Consider the following 20,873-nt stretch of genomic DNA (forward strand, 5'->3'; position numbering starts at 1 on the left):
TTGTCTTGTGGAAAAGCCTCTGCGGTTTATTAGGATGGCCAGTGGGGTTCACGTAGTTGCCGTGATGACGCATCCCTTTCCCTGCCCGGGGAGGTGTAGCTTTTGCCCCTCTGCGGCTGGGGTTCCCAAGTCGTATATGCCGGATAGTCCGGTGGTTTTGAGGGCTGGGCGTAGTGGTTTTGACCCCTACCGGCAGGTGGTGGGGCGGGTGAAGGTGTATCTCGACAACGGCCACATGCCCTCTAAGGTGGAGGTGGTGGTTATGGGCGGGACCTTCTCGGCTTTGCCTAGGTGGTATAGGGAGTGGTTTATTGGCAACGTGTTTAAGGCTCTCAACGACTACCCCAGCTGGGCGGCTGGGGCCGACCCTTCGCCTGACCTCGAGCTTGAGCAGCGGCGTAACGAGGGGGCGCGGATCCGGCTGGTGGCTTTGACTGTGGAGACGCGCCCCGACTACGTCGACGTGGGAGAGGTGGACTTCCTCCTTAGGCTTGGGGTGACGCGGGTAGAGCTGGGAGTCCAGTCTATCTACGACGACGTGTTGGCCCGGGTCGATAGAGGCCACGGCGTTGCCGAGGTGGTGAGAGCCACGGCGCTTCTGAAGGACTCGGCGTATAAGGTGTGTTACCACCTAATGCCGGGGCTCCCCGGAAGCGACCCGGACCGCGACCTGGAGATGTTTAGGGAGGTTTTTTCAAATCCAGACTTCATGCCGGACTGCGTCAAGATATATCCCACGTACGTCGTCCCCGGGACGAGGCTGTATGAGGAGTGGAGGCGGGGCGGCTATAGGAGCTACGGCGAGGATACGTGGCTCGATCTGTTGGCGAAAATCTACGCCTCTGTGCCGAGGTGGGCCAGGGTTATGAGGCTGGGGAGGGATATACCTCTGCACCATGTCGTCGACGGCCCGAGGTGGGGCAATATGAGACAGGTGGTGCTTAAGCGGATGGAGCAGCTAGGTCTTAAATGTGTCGAAATAAGGTGTAGAGAGGTTGGCATAAAGCTTGCCAACGGCGTTTACGTAGAGCCGGGGCCTGTGGAAATAAAGAGACATATCTATGAAGCTTCTCGCGGCGTGGAGGTCTTTTTAGAGGCTGTGGGGCCGGACGACACTCTATATGGCATACTTAGGCTGAGGATGCCGTATAAGCCGCATAGGCCGGAGCTCGTTGGGCAGACGGCGTTGGTGAGAGAAATACATGTATATGGCCCAGAGGTGCCGGTGGGGGAGGAGGGGGTCTGGTGGCAGCACGTGGGCATAGGCAGATCTCTCATGGAGAGGGCTGAGGAAATTGCCGCGTTGGAGTTCTCAGCAAAGAAAGTCGCTGTGATAAGCGGCGTGGGGGCCAGGCCCTACTTCAGGAAGCTCGGCTATGAGAGATGTGGCCCCTACATGTGTAAAGAGCTTAGATAAGACGCCGGCGGCTTTGTCGTCTGCTGTTGTTTAATTTTGTAAATTTGTGTATCTCATGCTTCCCCCTCCTGCCGGCGTGCTTAAGCTAGATCAAAACGAGGTGCCTATTCAACCGCCTGATTATGTAGTAGAGGCGGCGTCTTATATGTCGCGTTTTGTCAATTGGTATCCGCCTAGAGAGCTTTATGACGAGGTGAAGACGCTTTATGCAGAATATGCGGGAGTAAAGCCTGAATATGTCGTGTTGTTTCCAGGGGTAGACGGCTTTTTCGAGCTATTTCTCCGCGGCGTAAAAAAGCTTGTAGCCCCCGCGCCTTGTTTCTATAAGTTTGAAGAATATGCGAGGTCTCTGGGGGTTGAAATCCTCGGCGCCTCTATCGCCGGGAGGTTTAGGCTTGAGCTTTCCGAGTTTTTAGATCTAGCTAAGAGGGCAGATGCCATATATATAGACAGCCCCAATGACCCAAGCGGCCAGTTGTTAATCTCGCCGAGAGATCTAGAGGAGGTACTCGCCTTGGGGAAGCCGACGGTGGTAGACGAGGCGTTTTTTGAATTTTCTGGCGTGTCTATAGTAGACCTCGTCGAGAGTTGGCCTAACCTCGCAGTAGTGAGAACAATGTCGAAAGCGTTTCTACTGGCGGGCTTTAGAATAACGCCTGTGGTCTTTGGAAGACAGTTTAAATTACATGACGGCCTCTGGATTTCCCTCCCATCTCTAGCCGCCGCCAGAGCAGCCCTCTATAAGAGGGATTATGTCGACGACGTAGTTAAAACTGTCAAGGGCGAGGCGCAGTTTCTCTTCGGCGAGCTCCAGAGGCTTGGCTTTGACGTGTTGCCTACCTACGCCAATTTTATTCTGGCGAAGGGGCCTCCGGGCTTGGCGAGGGGGTTGAGGAAATTCGGCGTGTGGGTTAGGGACGAGGAGGAGAGGCTTGGGCCTGGCTATGTACGTATTACTGTAGGCACTAGGGGGATGAATCTACAGCTTGTCAGAACGTTGGCCTTGCTTATTAATTCATAACGCAGTTTTACCATGGACTTAAACACTGCAAGGGCGCTTGGGTTAGAGCTCGCGGGTAAACTGCCGTGGCAAGAGATAGCAGATTCGCCAACTATTAGATACTACACAGATTGGTCTAAGTTTGAGGGTTTTAAACCGTTGAGAGACGTCACGCCTCAGAAACATCCGCCCGGCCCTTGCGAAATTGTTGTTATAAACGGCCGTTTGGCCGGCTGGGGCGTTTGCAACGGCGTAGAGACGGCCTTGGCGAATGACATATTTAGGCAAGTGGAGATAAATAGCAAGATTTTAGCTCTACACGCCTCTGCGCTTTCAGAGGCTGTCTATGTGGGGGTGAAGAGCCGGGTGGAGCCTCTCGTAATTAAATTAATTGCAGATTTGCAAAGAGCCCATGTTGCCAGCCATTTACTACTTGACGTAGACAAATCTGCGTCAGGCTCTATAGTGGTGTATGTCGAAAGTGGTGTAGATACAATGCATACGGCGGTTGTAGAGGGCGATGTGAGGGGGCCTGTTGAATATGTCCTTGTTTCTAGAGGCGGCGGCCCCCAGTATGTACACTCTACACTGTCTATTCGCTCTTCTATATATGGGAGGCCGTTTGTAGTAGGCGGAGTTATGAACGCCGTCAGAGAGGAGTATATACTTGGGGAGGAGACTTACGCCGAGGTTGTGGGGCTGGAGTTGGGGCTTGGCGAGAGTAGGATAGATCACGTGGTTTCTCTCGTCAACAACGCGCCTAGGGGCCGGAGTTTTGCAAAACTCTACGCAGTAGCCGCCGACAGATCTTTTGTCGCGCAACGCGCGGTGGGCAGAATTACCCAGAGGGGGGTCGGCAGCGAGAGCTCTGTCGACGGGGTGGCCTATATTGCAGGAGATGAGGCTGTGGTAAATACACAACCTGTGATTTTGGTGGAGACAGGCGATGTGGCAGGCGCTAGACACTCAGCGGCTGACGCGGCGTTAGACGAGGAGAAGGAGTTTTTCCTAAGGGCCCGCGGGATAAAAAAAGAGGACATCTCTAGGTTGTTGATAGCTAGCCTTATAGATCAATACCTCTCTACGCTGTCTGACAGGGCTCGAGATTTTGTAAACTCTGTGTTTAAATCCGTCGGCATGTTTTAGCTAGATCTAAACGAGGTGCTTAACCGCCTGAAGTAGAGACGGCGTCTTATATGCTGCGTTTATCCTACTTTCTCGTAAATTATCTCTCCTATGAGCCGCTACCCTGGCTCTGGGGCTTGGCGACTAGGGGGCGCCGCCAGCCCCAACGACCCTACTTGCCCGGGGTTGCCCAAGCGACTCGGGGCGGGCCCCGCGCCCTCCCGGGGAGGACCGGCGTCGCAGAGGGGGCTGTTTTAGCGAATCCACTCTACGCCCTCTGGCGTGAAGAAATTTGGAATTGTGGGGTCTATCTCCGGCGGTTTTAAGAGATGGCGCCACTCGCCTGGCCGCGGCAGTAGTATATCTTGCGGCGATATATCGTATAGCCACTTTGTCGCTACGTGGTAAAAAATAGTTCCACACCCTCTACATCTCCACCCCTTGCCCCTCCCCAGACTCTCAAGCGACCCTCCGCAGTATGGACATCGTCCTTTCTCGGCGAGGTATCTGCCCAATATATAGGCCCTCTCTACATATAGATATAGGGACTCCCCCCTGGGTTTTACCCCGCCGTAGAGTACGACGTCACAGCCTATACATCTTTCCAATCTTGCGGCTAGTTTTCCCAAGTGTCTATACACAACAAATTCAATGCCGTTGTCTAATCTGCCGGCTAAATGTCTGCCACTAATCCTCCTAGTCTCTACAATAATCCCTCTTGTTCTATAGAATGAGTAGGGGTATGGGTCTTGGAAGAAGACGCCGAGTTCTATATGTGCGTCTGTTGCTTGGTTTGTCCTGTATATTACCCACCCCACCGGCTTATAGCCCCATTTCTCTAAGAGGGCCAATGCATATCTAAGGTGTTGTGGCGTAAGTCCACGTATGCCGTAATATACAGGGTCAGGCCCCCTGGGCTCTATCAACACACGTCTTTTGTCTAAGTTGTGGAAAGTGTAGGGGTATGTAAACAATTCCATGGCTTGTACAAGCTCAGGCGCTACTGGGGCTCTCTCCCCCTCTCTATATGCTATTAGTTCAAAAGTGGATTTTGGAAACGCCGCGCCTACTGCCGCAACGGCGCCGACTCTCCCTCTGCCGCCCCATGTGCGAACGCCGACTCTATCTGCCGCACTTGCGCTCACCACTTGTGTTAGGGCCATGCGGTATAAGAGACGGGCCCGCTCTGGTATTTCGCCAACTGCCACAGCCACCCCCGGGTCTGTCTTTCCCTCGCGTCTGGCATATATGTTTACTATGTCAATTACGAGTTTCCAAAGCTCTTCTATATCGCCTTCTGGGATATCTAAGTCTAATGCCACCGCAGCGTTCCCTCTGGTTTTAAATGGGATATTTGGATTTAGCCGGACGAGGTGGGGAAAGTCTCTAAACGCGCGGGGCCCCCATTTTTTCATTATCTCCTTAGCTAACACATAGCCTACATATGTCGTACATCCACCTCTGTGGCTATCTGTATCGTCTATACCTACTACAACTCTCATCTATATGGAGAATACCACCTGTCTCTTAGGCTCGGCCTAGAGACGCTGGAGGTTTTATCTACAAATCTCATGTCTTTTGCAACTGCGTTTAAAAGCAGTTGGAGATCTAACGGAAGCGAAGGCCCGTAGTGGGCTAACGTGTCGTTGGGAGTTACGACATACGGCTTCTCTCTAAGAAACTGAACCTCTTTTTCGTAATACATCTTCCCCTTGGCTTCATAAACTACAAATTTTGCTCTTTCTATCAACTCGGTTGGGGGGCTTTCGTTTTGTCTAAACACACAAGGGAGGCCCCTCATATATCTCAAGCCTATATGTGTCAACGCGTCTGCGACATAGGAGTTGCTACAAGCCACGTCGTAAACGCCTAGGTTTATAATTGCCAAGACGTCGTCATATAGCGGTACGCCTTTAAACAACTCTCGGTATATACCTGCGACTCTATCCCCTTCCTCGTCTTTATCAAATATTCTTGCAAAAAATCTAAAGATGGCCACGACATGGTCTATATTTGTCGGCGTTGGAACTGCTATAACTGCCTTGGCAATTTTCGTTACTTCGTCTAATAAATGTTTTTGGACTGGGTAGTATAAAATTACGAGATCTGGCCGAATTTTCTCTAGCACATCCATATTAACGTCTACGAAGGTTCCGACAATCGGCACTCTGAGTAATTCCGCAGGTCTATATGAAAAAGCGTCGCGGCCTGCCAAACTTATGTTAAGTATAGCCAGAAACTCGTTTACAGAGGGGTTTAAACTAACCACTTTCTCTGGCACGCCGTCTAACGCCCCTCTAAAAATCACATATGGTGATCAATAGCGCTATAAAAAGATGGGGGTGCCGCATACCCCCGCTTCTGTTGGGGTATCAATCTAACCCCCTACCCGGGCCTCGCCGCGGCCTCATAGGCCCTGCTTGGGGGCCGTGGCGCCGGCTGGTTTTTACCCCCGCCTTGCGGCGGCCCGCCGGCACCCTCCGCGGACGGTGCGGGAGGTTCCAGAGGGGGCCCGTCTCCGGGCGCCCCCCGTCCCCTCGGCACCCCCAGTTATTTTCTCCTAAGCAGTATTTATGTTATCCACGCCACAAACCTAGGGCCAGCCCTAGGAGGAAGGCTATAGATGAGTAGGGGATTGTGTCTTTTATTTTCATGGCGTAGTATATTGCGTCTTTTGTTGCATAGCCGAGCTGTTGTAACACTGCAGTTATTTGTTGTGGCGAGATATAGCCCAATGCCGCTAATACTAGAACCAGCGCAGTAAGTATGAGGGCGGCTGACAAAATTCTTTTGGCTAAGGCGCCGACTAAAAACCCCACTATAAATGGGCCGACGAGCGCCAGTAGTTGATCTAGCATATAATTAGCGGCGTGGATGTTTTTAAGACTTTCTAGAATAGTTTATAAAGTATGTACGATGGAGAGCCACTGTGACTTTCCACTGCCAGCCGGACTGCGCCTTATGTTGTAGAGCAAGTCCCGTCACAGTGTTGCCCCACGAAGTTTATGTATTGCAGAGGTTAGCCAAGGAGCTTGGCGTCGCGGTTGTTTTTACGCCTGCATATAGAGTTGCAGATTTGAAATCTGGGCTGAGAATTGCGTTGAGCTACCTAATGCATTTAAATGAAGAGGGGAAGTGTCCCTTCCTAGAGGGCACTAAGTGTAAAATCCACGACCTCTATAAGCCGCTGACTTGCCGCTCTTTTCCCTATTTGCCAAAGGTTATTAAATACAGCGTCGACCCAATAGCCCGTGAAATACATATAGAGGTGAGATTTGTCATGTCTACGTTATGCCCTGTGATCCGCCGCGATCTCACGCCGAAAGATGTAGTCAAGATGTCGAATATAAATATCGCGGTTAAATACGCACCAAGAGAGACCGAAGTGGCTTTAAAAACGCTGGAGGAGAGGTACTTCTATGCAAAGGTTTTGTCAGAGCTGTGGAAAAGGGGGCTGGTCGAACTGGCGGAGGAGGATAAATACCCGTTTTTCCCAGTGGTAAACGGCTTTGCGTTTATTAGGCGTTTTTACCCAGAGCTAACGCTAGAAAAGTTGTTACGCTAGAGCAATCTATCGGCTACAAGTTTTTCAAAATCGACCACAGGCTTGCCATCTATCTCTATTGGCTGGAGCGCAGGAGGCATCTTGCGGTAGTTGGGGTCGTATATGCTTTCATATCTCTCCTCAAAGGTGGGGACAAGCTCGTTTTTGTAGAATATACCTAGCGGCAGTCTGTCCCGTTCCACGATTTTATCTAGGGCTTTGCGTATTTTTACATCAACTTCTTTTTCGTCATGTACAACGGGGTCCCACGTTGGATCTGCTTCGTCAAGTTTATATATTCTCTTTTCGTACCACTCTCTCGTCATTACGTTGTTATAGGTGACGCATGGACTATATATCTGTACAAAGGCAGACCCCTTGTGTCTTATAGCCTCGACAATAAGTCTCGTCGTGTATTTTATATCGTAGGCATACCCCCTTGCTATAAATGTAAACCCTGCTGTTAGAGCCAGGAGTAGCGGATTTATCTCGCTCTGTGGGTTGGCCTTTGGTATAGCTTTAACTTTAATGCCAGCCGGGAGAGTGGGCCCAGCCTGTCCTCTCGTGAGTCCATATACAGAATTGTCCATTAAAATTACTGTCATATCTACATTACGTCTGCCTAAGTGAAGGAGGTGGTTCCCTCCTATGGCCATCAAGTCCCCATCGCCGCCGACTACAATCACTTCGAGAGACGGATTGGCCAGCTTTATCCCAAGGGCGTAGGGAATTGCTCTGCCATGGATTGCGTGGACACTTGTGGTACGTACAAAATGGGGTAGGCGGGAGGAACACCCAATCCCCGAGACTAACACTAAGTTTGCTGGGTCGAGATTTAGCTCTGCAAAGGCGTTATACAAGGCTTGTAATACGCCAAAGTGGCCACAGCCGGGACACCACTCAGGAGTCCTAACCCATCTGTAGTCGGCGACTGTTCTTTTAACTGTCTGCATAGTCATAAGTCTGTCTCTATTTTAATAGTCTTTTGACCTTCTACAAATTTTCTGTATGCGTAGATGACATCATCTGTTGTTATAGGTCTCCCGTTGAACTTCACAGCCACAGCTGTCGGCTCTATTCCGGCAAACATCTGGGTAATCATGGCGAGTTGGCCTAGGTAATTATTTTCTATGAAGAGCGTCTCCCTACCCTGTAGATATTTCTTAACGAGTTCTACTGGATATGGGTAAAGCATTTTAACATAGAGAAAGCCGACGTCTTTTAATTCCTCAAGCGCTGTGAGAACCGCGGGTTTTACAGACCCCCACCCCACTATCACCCTCTTGGCGTCTTGAGGCCCAAAATACAACACCTTCTCCTCTGGTGAAATCTCGCTTTCAATAAGCTTTAGCTTTGCCATTCTTCTTTCAAACATCTTGGTTACAACCACGGGATCTTCTTCTGGATCGCCCTCCGGATCGTGTTCTAAGCTGTTTAAGTGGAAAATTGCGTTTGAGATGCCTGGTAGTAACTTAGGCGGTAGTATTTCTTCAAGTGGATATGCTTCTGCGTCTTTTGTCTGTGGGAAGACGACTGGTTTTTCAGTTTGTATCTTTACTTTTGCAGGATCTGGAAGCGGCATTACTGCGAATGTGTTAGACAGATTTTTGTCGACGAGGTGTATCACTGGAACGCGGTAGCGTTCTGCCCAATTTGCAACTCTAATATTGTCAAGAAACACCTCCTCTAAGTCTCCACTGGCATATACGATTTTTGGATACTCGCCATGGCCTATGAAGAGGGAGAATAGAAGGTCTTGTTGAGCTTGTCTAGTGGCTTGGCCTGTACTTGGCCCTGCGCGCATCCATACAGTGACCACCACCCCAACCTCCATCATTCCAGCCATTGAGAGCGCCTCCGCCATTAGACTAAAGCCAGGGCCGGACGTGACTGTAGCAGCTCTTGCCCCTGCAATCGCGCCGCCGGTAGCTATAGCTATAGCTGATAGTTCATCTTCAGCTTGAAACGCCATTGCGCCGATTTTCTCAAACTTTGCCAACTCACCTGCGTTTCTATCCACTGGAAATGGTATAAGTCTTTCAAATGTCATTGCGTCGTCTGTGGCAGGCGTTATCGGGTAATATGCAACAAATCTTATCCCACCAACTACCTTACCGTAGCCAGACGCCTCATTGCCGTTCCAAAATATCCGCTTAACGCCAGGGTTGCGGGGCTTAAGTGTAGTTATCCGCTTATCAACGAGTTTTATGGCCTCGGCAGCGATTTTTTTATTTTGCTCTATCACCTCTGCCTTTCTGCCAAGGGCAAAACCGACGCCTCTAGCTACATACTCCTCGTCAAGACCTAGAAGAGCCGCGCCGAGAGCTACGACAAAGGTGTTAACAAATCTAGCCAACATAACCGGCGATGTAACACCAATTTTTCTTCCTATTTCGCTTATATGTTTATTATAGGGGAGCCCTAATACTTCAACGCCGTTTTGTCTTAGATATTCTACAAAACCCTTTACCGTCGGTTCAAACCCATGTTCTTTAGCGAATTTTTTGAGTCTCTCCGCAAGGGGTTTTGCGAGCATTTGATAACTATCTGGAGTCTTGGGGTCTTCTTCTGTATTATATACGAGGAAGCTGCCTTTCTTTAGATGATGGATATGTTCTAATACGGCATGTCCGTCGAATGTCAACGCCAACTCTACGCTGTTTCCAGGCGCTGGGGCGGGCCAGTTTTCGGAGATTGTACCAACTACATAGCTATGGCGACCTCCCGCTATATTACTCCAAAACTCTCGTCGCGCGTATACATAATATCCCGCAGCGCCTACGCCATATATGAACATAAAAGAAGCAGTCTCTACTCCTCTGCCTTGTGGACCCCCTATTAAGAAACTTATTTTCATTAGAACAAGAATAATATACATATTTATATTTTTTATCAAGATTGTTGCCACGCCATCACTCTATAAAACGTGTATGCTGTATGTTGTCATAAAAATTTATATCTTATAGTTTCTACGTTTGACGTAGTTAATTTTTTCAAAAGTCTAATTTAGTCTTCTCTTTTGTTCCGCTCGATTATTTCTCTAGCGATATGCGCCACAATGCCCCTTATCTTCCTAAACCGCTTAGACGCGAGATAACGTGCTCTGTCTTCGAGACGTCTCCTTCTGACGGGATCCGCCTCCCTAGCGGCTTTTCCGTCAAGACGGCTTATCTCCTCGTGGAGTCTCCTCAGTTCTCTTACCGCGCTCTCGTCGGGAAGTCTCAACGTCTGTCTCAGTTTTCCGTCCACGAGGAGACCCGCCGTGACGCCGTTGTCGAGACGGTTCACGTCAACGACAACAACGGCCCTGGGCTCCACTGGCGTTACCTCCCTAGCGAAGATGAGAACAACATATAGCTTTCCGTAGGTCGGTTCCTTCTTGCCCTTCCGCTTTTCTATGTTCAAGAACGCCAACTTCAACTTAGCATCCTCTTTTAACCGTTTTCTGATCCAAGAGATGTCGCCCTTTTTCAACTTAATGACAAAAGGCGGTATGCCGAGCTTACGCACTCTGACTACGCCGCTCTTTAGGTCGACGAAAACCGCCCTGCCCACGTCTCTCTCGTTCTCAACTCTAAGTTGGGCGTTGAGCGGAACCGCCCTGTAGAACGCAATATCACGCCAAAACACCCTGGCTTGCTTTACGAAGTACCTCCCCAACCCGTACTTGGGAAACACCTCCTCGATAATCCGGTGCGCCAGCTCCCGCCTGTCTGGCGTGAGGAGACGGTCAAGCTCCTCCGGCGCGAGTCTGGGCTCTCCCTTTCCCGTCAACTCCTTCAACAGCCTTCTGACGTACTCCTCCGCCGCTAGGCGCATCCTCGTCACTAGGTCAAGGACGTCGGGGCGTTCCTCCACTAGTTTCCAGGGGATTTTGATCTTTAGTACTCTGTATGCTTGGTTCATGTGCATGCTTGGCATGGGGAAGAAAAACTAGTGTAAGGGAGTAGGGAAAAAACTATTGTTTTACCCTCTGGAGGAGTTCCCAATAACGCTTTTCGGCCCACGCCGTGGGCACGTCGTCTCTGTCCGCCGCAAAGTTGCAAGAGAGACTGGTGTGTGGAGGAGAACTGCGACGAGTGGGACGACGGCAGTTGCCGGCGCGCTTGCGGAGAACACGTGAGACGCGTCATGGAGCCCATACTCCAAGACCTAAAGCGGAGGAAGACGGCAGAGGCCATAGAGTTGGCGAAAAAGGCGGGGCTCCTCCCACAAGACTTCGACATAGAACAGTACAGGAAGATAGCCGCGAAATACGCCAAGCCGGCCGAGACCGGCGCCCCCGAAGCGCCACAGTAGGCCACGCTGCCGACGCCAAAGTTCTCCCTTTTCTCCCGGCCCCCAGATGTGCATATGAGCCAAACCCAACTCCCTATAGAAAAAAAGCTAATTGAAAACGCTATCCGCGAATTGGGAGGAGCTCTGGTCAGCATGGGGTCATGCGGCGACGTGGCATACATAGAAACAACTGAAGACAGTGGGTGTTTTGCCCTAACGCCAGATCCATTCGCCTCGGAATACCCGATACCCGTCTCGTGCCAAGAGTATTGTCCATCTAAGAAAGAAGAGTATGAAGACGAAGAGGAGGAGTTGTGGGAAGAGTTCGAGGAGGAGTGGTAGGATCAACCCCCTTTTTCTCCGTCTCTCTGCTTGCTTTTCTCCCGCCTGTGTAGTCATGGCATGCGGATTCTAGACGTGTTTCTGGCGGCGATGGCCGTCGCCACAGTCGCGGTGTGGGGCGTCGCCTACGCCATCACACGCCCTGAGAGAGTCCTCTGGGCGTTTGTGGCGGTGTCGGCGCTCTCCGCCGCGACCCTCGGCACACTCTGGGCCCTCCGCCGGAGTTGAAACGTTCACCTGCCTCACGGCGTCGCTGTCAGGCAGGTGAGTCGAAAGAGTAGAAAGAGAGTCTCTTCAACTAGTTTTTCTTCTCCGCGCCGGGCACATATATGAACCAAGTCTATAGGGTGCTAAAGATCAAAATCCCTTGGAAGCTCGTCGAGGAGCGGCCGGACGTCCTAGACCTCGCCGTAAGGATGCGCCTTGCGGTTGAGGAGTACGCCAAAACATTGCTCAAAGAAATCACGGGACAAGAGGAGCCGAGACTCACGGCGGAGGAGTTGGACAGACTCCTCACGCCAGACAGGCGTGAGTTGGCGCGCCGGATTATCGAGGAGGTGTTTCCCAAGTACGGACTTAAGAGATATATCGCAGAGTGGGCTAAGTTCTTCTGGCGCGACGTAGTGTTCCACCGGGCGGTTCCGCTCAACGCCCAACTTAGAGTTGGGAACGAAAGAGACATGAGTATGGCGGTCTTTGTCGACCTAAAGAGCTGTATTGTTAGAGTAAGAAAACTCGGCATACCGCCTTTCGCCATCGAGTTGAAGAAGGGCAACGTCGCTTGGATAAGGGAGAGACTAGAAGAGGGCGCCAAATTGAAGTTGGCGTTCCTCGGCGTAGAGAGGCGGAAGGGCAAGGAACTGACCTACGGCAAGCTATACATCGCCCTAGTATTCGCCCGCGAGGTGGCGTCTGTGGAGTCAAAGGCCATTGTTGCCGTTGATGTGAACAGATTGGATCATGGAGTCATGATGGGTCTCCTCGTGGACGGAAAACTGAGACAGACACTAAAACTCCCCGACAGACGAACAATTAAGGAGTTGAGGAAACTCCACGAGGAGATAAGTAGCCTTGAAAGACGGGTTGCAAGAGAGACGGATTCCGCCAGAAGGATGCTCCTTGAGGAGAGAGTTAACCGACTCAAATCAAAACGTTACGGAAAGATACGTAGCGTTGTGATACAGATCGTAAAAGAAATCATCGAACTCGCCAGACAGAACAACGCCGTCATCGTAGTGGATACGATGGACGACGAGACGTACCAAGGGTTGAAGGAGGGCAACTGGAGCGGGGAGAAGAAGCACTACTTGGACGGCCTAGGACAGTTGAGGAGGAGGTTGAAGGAGCTCGCCGAGTGGTATGGGCTGCCATATCTCGAGGAGCGGTTGTATTCAACCATCTGTCCCCGTTGTGGGGCCAAGATGGCGGAGGAGAAAAACCGCATAATGCGTTGCACCGTTTGCGGTTACTCCGACCACAGAGATAGAGTTCCGTTGCTATGGGCAAAAAAGCGATATTGGGAAATCCTTCGGAAAAAACAACCAGTTTTTCCTCAATTTCGGCGACCATCTTACTTTTAACCTCGTAAATCTTCTTCACTTATGAACCACATCCCCGGCTCTAGGGACGCGACCGAAACGCCGAGCCCGTGCGCACGGGCACGGTCGCGTCCCTCTCGCCCTGGGGTTGCCTCGCGCGACTCCGGGGCGGGCTCGGAGCCCCCAGAGAGGGCCGGGCGCCGCTAAGGGGGCATTTCAGAGAGATTATCTGCTACATAGGCTTTGTGTATAGTTCCTAATGCCCGTCAGTATCATTTCTGTTGCGACTGAGGCTATTATAAGCGACATGAATCTACCGACTAGTCTCAGAGGGGTGGCGCCGATGTATTTTACAGCTCTGATGCCTACTATCAACGTTATTGCGACAGCTGTTGAGGCAGTAAGCGCAATGAATAGAGTTATTAAGGGGCCGTAGATAGATGACATAACTATCAGCGCTGTTATAGTGCCTGGGCCTACAATAAGCGGTGTTGCTAGCGGTACAACGGCATGTTCCTCTGTTATCTCAATTCTGCCTACATAAGAGCCAGAGAGTAGGGTAGTAACTGAGATAGTCATTAATACAATGCCGCCTGCTATTCTAAAACTATTGATGCTGACGCCAAATGCGGACAATATAAATCCCCCGCTTACTGCAAAAATTGCGGCGAGTATGTATACAACGGCTATTACAACTGTGGTGATTTTTCTTACATATGCAGGCCTTTCAACAGCCAGAGGCCCCACTACTGCGAGCTTACCGATTGGGTTCATAATGGCGTAAAGCTGTCCTACAAGCCCTAAAAACTCCAAAGGAGTCACGTTGTTAAGCTAAAATGGTCAGTTTTAAAAACCTCTTCACAAATCCGGCCTCACGCGCTACATCATCCGAAGTGGGAAAATTTAGTCGTGTTGTGTCTCTTCTGCTTTCACACCTTTTACAACGGCTTCTATGTATTTTTTCCTCTCTTTTTCGAACTGATCAGCTGGATAAGATTTGACTTTTGCCAATATCTTTGGTAGCGCTGTATATTCCATTTCTTCGGGCGGTAGCCTATGTGGTTGGAATGGCCCCATGCGGCGGATGTAATCTGCTATCTGCGCCGCGGTCTGTCTCACATAGTCAAAGGCAGGGTCGTCAAAGAGGTCGACGCCGCCTTCTAAATACCCGTCGTGTAACTGAAAGCCCAAAGCGCCGACTTTTGGAGGGCCGTCAAATCTAGTCATTTTCGGGCCCAGCGCGATCCTTCTCTCTGGGTCTATTGAGACAAAGCGCGCTGGCATGAGAGGACCTGCGTGACTTCCGCGCATCCACCCGTGGACTAGGTGGGGATGTGCGAAGGCTTCTAGTATTTCGCCGATGGCGGGGAGGCCTGATTGAGCTCTTACGATCATGACTGGGTCGTCTTTGCCGACGTATCTGCCGGCTATGAGGGATAGTCTCTCTACGCTGTTTGCAGCGGCGGGAATTCCATCTGATCGTCTAAACACTTTTCTGATTATATACCTACCAGTGGTGCCTATTAAGCCGAGTAGAGAATAAGAGTCTTCTGGAGTCTTCAGTAGATATACCTTGTGCTCTATTACGTCTAAGACCTCAAAGATAAAGCCTTCGTGCATCGAGGGGTCTATGACAAGACCTGCGGTGGTGAAGGGGTCTGCAAACATTTTGTAAAGCGGGAGGTTGAAGGCGCCAGGTTCTGTCTTGTCTGCGGCAAATACAACTATAGGCTCGCTGGGCCTCTCTTCAATTTCCATTTCTGCGACCTGGGGCCCTAACCCCCTTATGTTACCAGAGAAGGCCTCCTTTAGTAGATCTTGACCAGCGCCATATAGTTTATATCTCTTGGCTACCTGCTCAGTTACCTCCTTAAAGGTCTCCCATGCCAGTCCATGTATTTCCGGGTTATCTTCGCCCTTTGTGTGTGTCATTAGTAAAGAGATGTCGTCGCCGACGTTGTAGACAAAATAGTCAATTATCACTCCTTTTCTCTGCGCCTCTTTTAGTTTTGCTGCGGCATATTCAAGCATCTTGGGATGTACATAGGCGTGGCCTGGAAAACCTCCGACGTCAGCTTTTATTATAGAAACTGTTACCTTCATGCAAGCAGAGCGGAGTTTTATTTAAAAATGTTCTCATGCCTGTGGTAAGCTTTGATTATGTAGAATCGACGGGATGGCTTTCTAAAATCCAAGATGTTTATAGAAGAGCCTCGCTTAATAGTGTAGTATTTAGATTTTTACACCCTGTTGCCGATGTTACTTATATATATAAATACCTTTGGAGCCGTGGTTGTACGACTTTTCTTATATACTATGAAAATAAACCCATAGGCGTAATAGACCTAACTCCTTGTGGCGAAGGCGTAGAGGTAGCTATTTTGATTATCGACGCTTTCCAAGGGAAGGGTTTGGGAACCGCCGTAGTTTTTGACTTTGCAAATAGAATTAGAAAGATGGGTTTTAAATACGCCCTAGCTTATGTATTGCCAGATAATTACAGAGCACTGGCAATTGCTAGAAAGATAGGCGCCGAAGTTAAGTGTAGAGATCTCTGCATGATTAGGTACAAATTTTCAGAGACACAAGAGGGGTCTATAGGAAGGTGTGGCTAGATAAAGTTTATATAACCGTCTAATTTGGCTATTGATGTCTAAGGGGCGAATATCAAGGCCTATCTCGTTCTTGAAGATGGTTCAGTCTTTGTAGGCAAGCAGATCGGCGTCGAGAAGACGGTGGTTGGAGAGGTCGTCTTTACAACCTCTGTAGTTGGCTACCCACAAGTGTTGACAGACCCGAGCTACAAGGGGCAAATAATTACTTTTACAATGCCTCTCATTGGGAACTATGGCGTTTCTGAAGACCAGCTTGAGTCAGACGGCATAAAGGCTGAGGGTGTTGTGGTTTTTGAAGCAACGGTGCCGAGCCATTACAAATCGGTGATGTCCTTAGACGAGTGGTTAAAGGCCGAGGGGATTCCTGGCGTTGCCAGGGTAGACACAAGGGCGCTTGCTATCAAGCTTAGGGAATACGGCGTTATGATGGGGGCGCTGGGGCCTGAGGAGCCCGAGGAGCTTTTAAAGCGGCTGAGGTCGTCTCCACGCTACGACGAGGTGAACTACGTCGACCTCGTGTCGGTTAAAGAGCCGCGTGAGTTGGGAAATGGAAAGCTTTGCATCGGCGTGGTGGACTGCGGCGTAAAGAAATCTATAGTCATGGAATTTCTAAAGAGGGGGGTAAGGATTAAGCTCGTGCCTTGTCGTTCTCCAGAGCTGGCGTTTGACTGCGATGGCCTCTTTTTGAGCAACGGGCCGGGTAACCCCAAGTTACTGGGTTCGCTTGTGGAGAAGGTGAGGGAGTACGCCGAGTACAAAAAGCCCCTCACCGGCATATGCCTGGGCCACCAGGTGATCGCCCTTGCCATGGGCGCCAGCGTGTACAAGCTCAAGTTTGGACATAGGGCTAGCAACAAGCCCGTGCGGGACCTCCGCTTCACAGGGAAGACCTATATTACAGTCCACAACCACGGCTACGCCGTGGATCCAAAAGACAGCGGGCTGAGGGTCTGGGCTGTTCAGCCAGACGACGGCACCGTGGAGGGTCTCTACCACGAGTCTCTCCCCATCTTGACGACGCAGTTCCACCCCGAGGCCTCCCCAGGGCCGCAGGACACAAGGTGGATCTTCGACATGTTCGTCAAGCTTGTCCAGCGCCATGCCGAACATTAGGAAAATCTTGGTGATAGGGTCCGGCGCTATTAAAATTGCTGAAGCGGCGGAGTTTGACTACTCGGGCTCGCAGGCCCTGAAGGCGTTTAGGGAGGAGGGGATAGAGACGGTGCTTGTCAACCCCAACATAGCCACTATACAGACGTCGAAGTTTCTGGCGGATAGGGTCTACTTCGTGCCTATACAGAGGCAGTTCTTGGCGGAGGTCATAGAGAGGGAGAGGCCTGACGCAATTGCGTGTGGCTTTGGCGGACAGACGGCGCTGTCGGCCTGCGTAGATCTACACGACTCCGGTGTCTTGGATAAATACGGCGTTAAGGTTGTGGGAACGCCGATACGGGGAATAAAGAGGGCACTATCGAGGGATTTATTTCAAAAGGCCATGAGGGAGGTCGGCATACCGATCCCGCCCAGTAGCCCCGCGAGATCGCCCGAGGAGGCGCTGAAGGTCGCGCGGGAGATAGGCTATCCGGTGGTGGTGAGAGTGAGCTTCAACCTAGGCGGGGCGGGCGCCTTCGTTGCCAGGAGTGAGGAGGACCTAAGGGCCAGGGTGTATAAGGCCTTCGCCCAATCTGCAATTGGGGAAGTCCTTGTGGAGAAGTACTTGGAGGGGTGGAAGGAGATAGAGTTTGAGGTTGTGCGCGACGCCTACGACAACGTCGCCGCAGTGGTCTGTATGGAGAACGTGGACCCCATGGGCGTACACACGGGGGACTCCATAGTGGTGGCCCCCTGTCTCACTTTGACAGATGAGGAGTACCAGAAGGCTAGGAATATCTCCATCGGCGTGGCGCGCGCCATCGAGCTAGTGGGCGAGGGCAACGTCCAAGTGGCGGTCAACTACGCTGGACCTGAGCAGTACGCCATAGAGACAAACCCACGTATGTCCCGCTCTAGCGCCCTTGCCTCCAAGGCCTCGGGCTATCCGCTTGCCTTCATCGCAGCTAAGTTGGCCTTGGGCTACCGTCTGGACGAGGTTTTGAACCAGGTGACGAGGCGGACGGTGGCGGCGTTTGAGCCCGCGCTTGACTACATAGTGGTCAAACACCCGAGGTGGGAGAACGACAGATTCGGCGTATCCGAGGGCCTGGGGCCAGAGATGATGTCTATCGGCGAGGCCATGGCGGTGGGGAGGACGCTGGAGGAGGCTTGGCAGAAGGCGGTTAGGATGATCGACATAGGCGAGCCCGGCCTAGTGGGCGGGCCTATGTTTAAAGAACTGACGCTTGAGGAGGCGAGACGGTGTCTAGAGGGGTATAAGCCCTACTGGCCGATATGCGCCGCCAAGGCCATGTACCTAGGCCTATCCATAGACGAGGTGTACAGCTACGTGAAGGTGGATAGGTTCTTCCTAAGGGCTATACAACGCGTCGTAGAGGCCTACAAGGCGCTTGAGCAAGGCCGGTACGACCTGGAGGAGCTGAAGGTGTTGGGCTTCTCAGACAGTCAGATAGCCAAGGCGCTGGGGGTTGAGGAGGAGGAGGTGAGACGGGCGAGGAGGCGGCCAGTGGTGAAGAGGATAGATACGCTTGCCGGGGAGTGGCCAGCCGAGACGAACTACCTCTACCTCACCTATGGCGGCGTATACGACGATGACGTGCCACCGGCGGACTACTTGGTGGTGGGCGCCGGCGTCTTTAGAATAGGCGTAAGCGTGGAGTTCGACTGGTCTACCGTAAACCTGGCGCAGGAGCTGAGAAACAGGGGATTCAAAGTGGCTATCTTGAACTACAACCCCGAGACGGTATCGACGGACTGGGACATAGTGGATAAGCTCTACTTCGACGAGATCTCCTATGAAAGGATACTAGACATAGTGGAGAAGGAGGGCAGCGGCATTACGGTTGTCCTCTATGCGGGCGGCCAGATAGGCCAGAGATTGTATAAGCGTCTTGAGGCGGCGGGAGTAAAGATCGGGGGGACCCGCGCCGCGTCTATAGATGTGGCAGAGGACCGGAGTAAGTTTTCGGAGCTCCTAGAGAAACTCGGTATAAAACAACCGCCGTGGTTCGCCGCTAGATCCCTAGAAGAGGCGGCTAAACTCGCCGAGGCGCTGGGCTATCCCGTGTTGGTGAGGCCCAGCTACGTCTTAGGCGGCACCTACATGGCCGTGGCTTACGACAGAGAGGGGCTCCTGAGCTTTCTTACAAAGGCGGCTAAAGTGAGCGGGGAGTACCCGGTGGTCGTGTCCAAGTTCATACCTCGCGGCATTGAGGCAGAGGTAGACGCCGTGTCTGACGGAGTTCGGCTCGTCGCCACTCCCATCGAGCATGTGGAGCCGCCTGGCGTACACTCTGGCGACTCCACCATGGTGCTCCCGCCGAGGAGGCTGGAGGAGGGGGCCGTTAAAAAGATGGTCGAAGCAACGCAGAGGATCGCTAGCGAACTCGGGGTCAAGGGTCCTCTCAACGTCCAGTTTATAGTCTACGATGACGTGTACGTAATAGAGGCGAACCTCAGGGTAAGCCGCTCTATGCCCTTTGTAAGCAAGGCCACGGGGGTGAACTACATGTCTCTGACAGCAGATGTGTTGGTGAATGGCCGTCTCGCCGTAGATGAGGAGACTGTGGTGCTTAAGCCGACTAAGTGGTGGGTGAAGTCTCCACAGTTCTCTTGGTCTAGGCTGAGGGGGGCATACCCGCGGCTGGGGCCTGTTATGTATAGCACGGGGGAGGTGGCCTCAAACGGGGCCACCTATGAGGAGGCATTGCTTAAGAGTTGGCTATCTGCAACGCCTAATAAAATACCGGAGAGATCTGCCCTAGTATATACATACGATAAGCATAGCGAAGAAACTATTTTACAAGTTGCGTCTCTACTCTCCACAAGGCTTGAAGTATATACGCCGGAGCAATTAGGCGAGAAGATCGTGGATATGTTAAAATGGAAGAAGATAGATATTGTGATGACGGCAGGTGTAACGCCAGAGAGAGACTTCTTAATTAGGAGGACTGCTGCAGATACCAATACCCCTCTTGTATTAGACGCCACACTAGCTCTAGAGCTCACTAAGGCGTTTATCTGGTATTATAAAAACGGGAAGTTTGAAATATCGCCGTGGTAGCTATAGTATACGACGTAATTAGAGAGGAAGAGAAAATGCTTATTAAAGCCGCTGAGAGAATGGGAATACAGTTGAGATTTGTAAAAGTGGGTGAAGCTATGGATATAAACGGCTGGGAGCCCGATGTCTACCTCATACGTACGTTGAGCCATAACAAGGGGATTATAGCGGCGGCGGTTGTTGAAGGTAACGGCGGAATATCTGTTAACTCTTCTGTGGCGATTGCGACAAGTTGGAATAAAGCGGTATCTCTTGCAAAATTAAAGAGGGCAGGTTTGCCCATACCTAAGACAACAGTTTTATTTGGCGAGACAGATATAGAGATCAGAAAGAGATCTATTGTAAAGACCGTGAGCGGTAGTTGGGGTAGAAAAGTCGCACTTGTGTCAACGCCAGAGGAGCTCAAGCTATTACTTAGATCGGCGGAGGGCGAAGTGTTGATGCTCCAGGAGATGATAGGCACTGGTGAGGATATTAGAATTTTTGTTGTAGGAGATAGAGCGGTTGCAGCCATGAGGAGGATACCGCCTGAGGGCGATTGGAGGAGTAACGCAGCGCGCGGAGGCAAAACACTTCCGCAAGACATAGACGGCGAGTTAGAAGAGCTTGCTATAAAAGCGGCTAAGGCCGTCGGCGCGTTTTATGCAGGCGTGGATATTTTAATCGGCGATAGGTTATACGTCAACGAGGTTAATGGGATACCGGAGTTTAAAGCTTTGACAAAGACAACCGGGGTAGATATAGCAAGTCATATAGTACAAATGTTGCTAGAACTTAAGAAAAGAGGCTGAATAGCCTATCTCTTACATATGGCTCTTTGTAAAGTCTATCTCCAAT

The 20,873-nt window shown here is 51.2% G+C and carries 19 protein-coding genes and 1 pseudogene; 12 read left to right on the top strand and 8 right to left on the bottom strand.

Features of this window, described 5'->3' with window-relative positions; genetic code table 11:
- The first annotated feature begins 7 nt into the window (after positions 1 to 7).
- The 3 genes from PISL_RS06000 to PISL_RS06010 are packed head-to-tail and all read left to right on the top strand — an operon-like array spanning position 8 to position 3,563.
- Positions 8 to 1,417, top strand: coding sequence for an elongator complex protein 3 (locus PISL_RS06000; protein ID WP_011762910.1), 1,410 nt, complete (start codon positions 8 to 10; stop codon positions 1,415 to 1,417).
- Between the two features lie 55 nt (positions 1,418 to 1,472).
- A complete protein-coding gene (locus PISL_RS06005; protein ID WP_011762911.1) occupies positions 1,473 to 2,438 on the top strand; it encodes a pyridoxal phosphate-dependent aminotransferase in 966 nt (321 codons plus the stop codon).
- A 12-nt stretch (positions 2,439 to 2,450) separates the two neighbouring features.
- Complete coding sequence (locus PISL_RS06010; protein ID WP_011762912.1) at positions 2,451 to 3,563, top strand: SufD family Fe-S cluster assembly protein; 1,113 nt, start codon at positions 2,451 to 2,453, stop codon at positions 3,561 to 3,563.
- A gap of 233 nt (positions 3,564 to 3,796) precedes the next feature.
- On the opposite strand, the gene PISL_RS06015 is transcribed toward PISL_RS06010, so the two are convergent.
- From PISL_RS06015 to PISL_RS06025, 3 genes are all read right to left on the bottom strand, one after another.
- On the bottom strand, positions 3,797 to 5,044 hold the full coding sequence (locus PISL_RS06015; RefSeq protein WP_011762913.1) for a tRNA(Ile)(2)-agmatinylcytidine synthase: 1,248 nt from the start codon (positions 5,042 to 5,044) through the stop codon (positions 3,797 to 3,799).
- On the bottom strand, positions 5,041 to 5,850 hold the full coding sequence (locus PISL_RS06020) for a TroA family protein (protein WP_011762914.1): 810 nt from the start codon (positions 5,848 to 5,850) through the stop codon (positions 5,041 to 5,043). Before PISL_RS06020 ends, PISL_RS06015 begins: the two co-directional genes overlap by 4 nt.
- Before the next feature lie 268 nt (positions 5,851 to 6,118).
- Positions 6,119 to 6,400 carry a hypothetical protein gene (locus PISL_RS06025; RefSeq protein WP_011762915.1) on the bottom strand — a complete coding sequence of 94 codons (282 nt, stop codon included), beginning with the start codon at positions 6,398 to 6,400 and terminating at the stop codon, positions 6,119 to 6,121.
- A 71-nt stretch (positions 6,401 to 6,471) separates the two neighbouring features.
- Here PISL_RS06025 and PISL_RS06030 point away from each other — a divergent pair, with 71 nt between their 5' ends.
- Positions 6,472 to 7,107, top strand: coding sequence for a YkgJ family cysteine cluster protein (locus PISL_RS06030; protein ID WP_011762916.1), 636 nt, complete (start codon positions 6,472 to 6,474; stop codon positions 7,105 to 7,107).
- Here the strand turns inward: PISL_RS06030 and PISL_RS06035 are convergent.
- The 3 genes and pseudogenes from PISL_RS06035 to PISL_RS06045 form a co-directional block, all read right to left on the bottom strand.
- Positions 7,104 to 8,045, bottom strand: coding sequence for a 2-oxoacid:ferredoxin oxidoreductase subunit beta (locus PISL_RS06035; RefSeq protein ID WP_011762917.1), 942 nt, complete (start codon positions 8,043 to 8,045; stop codon positions 7,104 to 7,106). The two genes, PISL_RS06030 and PISL_RS06035, sit on opposite strands and share 4 nt — an antisense overlap.
- Positions 8,042 to 9,943, bottom strand: a complete 1,902-nt coding sequence (locus PISL_RS06040) for a 2-oxoacid:acceptor oxidoreductase family protein (protein WP_053240553.1) — start codon at positions 9,941 to 9,943, stop codon at positions 8,042 to 8,044. Before PISL_RS06040 ends, PISL_RS06035 begins: the two co-directional genes overlap by 4 nt.
- A gap of 170 nt (positions 9,944 to 10,113) precedes the next feature.
- A pseudogene (locus PISL_RS06045) lies at positions 10,114 to 10,992 on the bottom strand (hypothetical protein); the annotation flags it as partial.
- Between the two features lie 153 nt (positions 10,993 to 11,145).
- On the opposite strand from PISL_RS06045, the gene PISL_RS06050 reads away from it, so the two are divergent.
- From PISL_RS06050 to PISL_RS06060, 4 genes are all read left to right on the top strand, one after another.
- On the top strand, positions 11,146 to 11,385 hold the full coding sequence (locus PISL_RS06050) for a hypothetical protein (protein WP_011762920.1): 240 nt from the start codon (positions 11,146 to 11,148) through the stop codon (positions 11,383 to 11,385).
- 54 nt (positions 11,386 to 11,439) lie between these two features.
- A complete protein-coding gene (locus PISL_RS06055; protein ID WP_011762921.1) occupies positions 11,440 to 11,706 on the top strand; it encodes a hypothetical protein in 267 nt (88 codons plus the stop codon).
- 60 nt (positions 11,707 to 11,766) lie between these two features.
- Complete coding sequence (locus PISL_RS10815; RefSeq protein WP_167827637.1) at positions 11,767 to 11,934, top strand: hypothetical protein; 168 nt, start codon at positions 11,767 to 11,769, stop codon at positions 11,932 to 11,934.
- 101 nt (positions 11,935 to 12,035) lie between these two features.
- Positions 12,036 to 13,286 (top strand): zinc ribbon domain-containing protein, encoded by a 1,251-nt coding sequence (locus PISL_RS06060; RefSeq protein WP_011762922.1) that lies wholly within the window; start codon positions 12,036 to 12,038, stop codon positions 13,284 to 13,286.
- 183 nt (positions 13,287 to 13,469) lie between these two features.
- Here PISL_RS06060 and PISL_RS06065 read toward each other — a convergent pair whose 3' ends face one another.
- Both PISL_RS06065 and fbp read right to left on the bottom strand, forming a co-directional pair.
- Positions 13,470 to 14,066 carry a MarC family protein gene (locus PISL_RS06065; protein WP_011762923.1) on the bottom strand — a complete coding sequence of 199 codons (597 nt, stop codon included), beginning with the start codon at positions 14,064 to 14,066 and terminating at the stop codon, positions 13,470 to 13,472.
- 81 nt (positions 14,067 to 14,147) lie between these two features.
- Positions 14,148 to 15,347, bottom strand: coding sequence for a fructose-1,6-bisphosphate aldolase/phosphatase (gene fbp, locus PISL_RS06070; RefSeq protein ID WP_011762924.1), 1,200 nt, complete (start codon positions 15,345 to 15,347; stop codon positions 14,148 to 14,150).
- Between the two features lie 35 nt (positions 15,348 to 15,382).
- On the opposite strand from fbp, the gene PISL_RS06075 reads away from it, so the two are divergent.
- From PISL_RS06075 to PISL_RS06090, 4 genes are read left to right on the top strand one after another with little or no spacing between them, the layout of a single operon-like run.
- Positions 15,383 to 15,859: a GNAT family N-acetyltransferase gene (locus tag PISL_RS06075; RefSeq protein ID WP_011762925.1), complete on the top strand. Its 477-nt coding sequence runs from the start codon at positions 15,383 to 15,385 to the stop codon at positions 15,857 to 15,859.
- 51 nt (positions 15,860 to 15,910) lie between these two features.
- Complete coding sequence (gene carA / locus PISL_RS06080; RefSeq protein WP_053240374.1) at positions 15,911 to 16,972, top strand: glutamine-hydrolyzing carbamoyl-phosphate synthase small subunit; 1,062 nt, start codon at positions 15,911 to 15,913, stop codon at positions 16,970 to 16,972.
- Complete coding sequence (gene carB, locus PISL_RS06085; RefSeq protein WP_011762927.1) at positions 16,959 to 20,036, top strand: carbamoyl-phosphate synthase (glutamine-hydrolyzing) large subunit; 3,078 nt, start codon at positions 16,959 to 16,961, stop codon at positions 20,034 to 20,036. The genes carA and carB overlap by 14 nt, the downstream gene beginning before the upstream one ends.
- Positions 20,030 to 20,827: an ATP-grasp domain-containing protein gene (locus tag PISL_RS06090; RefSeq protein ID WP_011762928.1), complete on the top strand. Its 798-nt coding sequence runs from the start codon at positions 20,030 to 20,032 to the stop codon at positions 20,825 to 20,827. The genes carB and PISL_RS06090 overlap by 7 nt, the downstream gene beginning before the upstream one ends.
- Positions 20,828 to 20,873 lie beyond the last annotated feature (46 nt).

The organism is Pyrobaculum islandicum DSM 4184 (genome assembly GCF_000015205.1).
Taxonomy (GTDB): Archaea; Thermoproteota; Thermoprotei; order Thermoproteales; family Thermoproteaceae; genus Pyrobaculum; species Pyrobaculum islandicum.

Bases quoted from the DNA above. Each gene is read 5' to 3' on its own strand.
- fbp (WP_011762924.1), bottom strand. From the start codon at position 15,347: ATGAAGGTAACAGTTTCTATAATAAAAGCTGACGTCGGAGGTTTTCCA.
- PISL_RS06035 (WP_011762917.1), bottom strand. From the start codon at position 8,045: ATGACTATGCAGACAGTTAAAAGAACAGTCGCCGACTACAGATGGGTT.
- PISL_RS06040 (WP_053240553.1), bottom strand. From the start codon at position 9,943: ATGAAAATAAGTTTCTTAATAGGGGGTCCACAAGGCAGAGGAGTAGAG.
- carB (WP_011762927.1), top strand. From the start codon at position 16,959: ATGCCGAACATTAGGAAAATCTTGGTGATAGGGTCCGGCGCTATTAAA.
- PISL_RS06055 (WP_011762921.1), top strand. From the start codon at position 11,440: ATGAGCCAAACCCAACTCCCTATAGAAAAAAAGCTAATTGAAAACGCT.
- PISL_RS06015 (WP_011762913.1), bottom strand. From the start codon at position 5,044: ATGAGAGTTGTAGTAGGTATAGACGATACAGATAGCCACAGAGGTGGA.
- PISL_RS06025 (WP_011762915.1), bottom strand. From the start codon at position 6,400: ATGCTAGATCAACTACTGGCGCTCGTCGGCCCATTTATAGTGGGGTTT.
- PISL_RS06060 (WP_011762922.1), top strand. From the start codon at position 12,036: ATGAACCAAGTCTATAGGGTGCTAAAGATCAAAATCCCTTGGAAGCTC.
- PISL_RS06010 (WP_011762912.1), top strand. From the start codon at position 2,451: ATGGACTTAAACACTGCAAGGGCGCTTGGGTTAGAGCTCGCGGGTAAA.
- PISL_RS10815 (WP_167827637.1), top strand. From the start codon at position 11,767: ATGCGGATTCTAGACGTGTTTCTGGCGGCGATGGCCGTCGCCACAGTC.
- PISL_RS06075 (WP_011762925.1), top strand. From the start codon at position 15,383: ATGCCTGTGGTAAGCTTTGATTATGTAGAATCGACGGGATGGCTTTCT.
- PISL_RS06005 (WP_011762911.1), top strand. From the start codon at position 1,473: ATGCTTCCCCCTCCTGCCGGCGTGCTTAAGCTAGATCAAAACGAGGTG.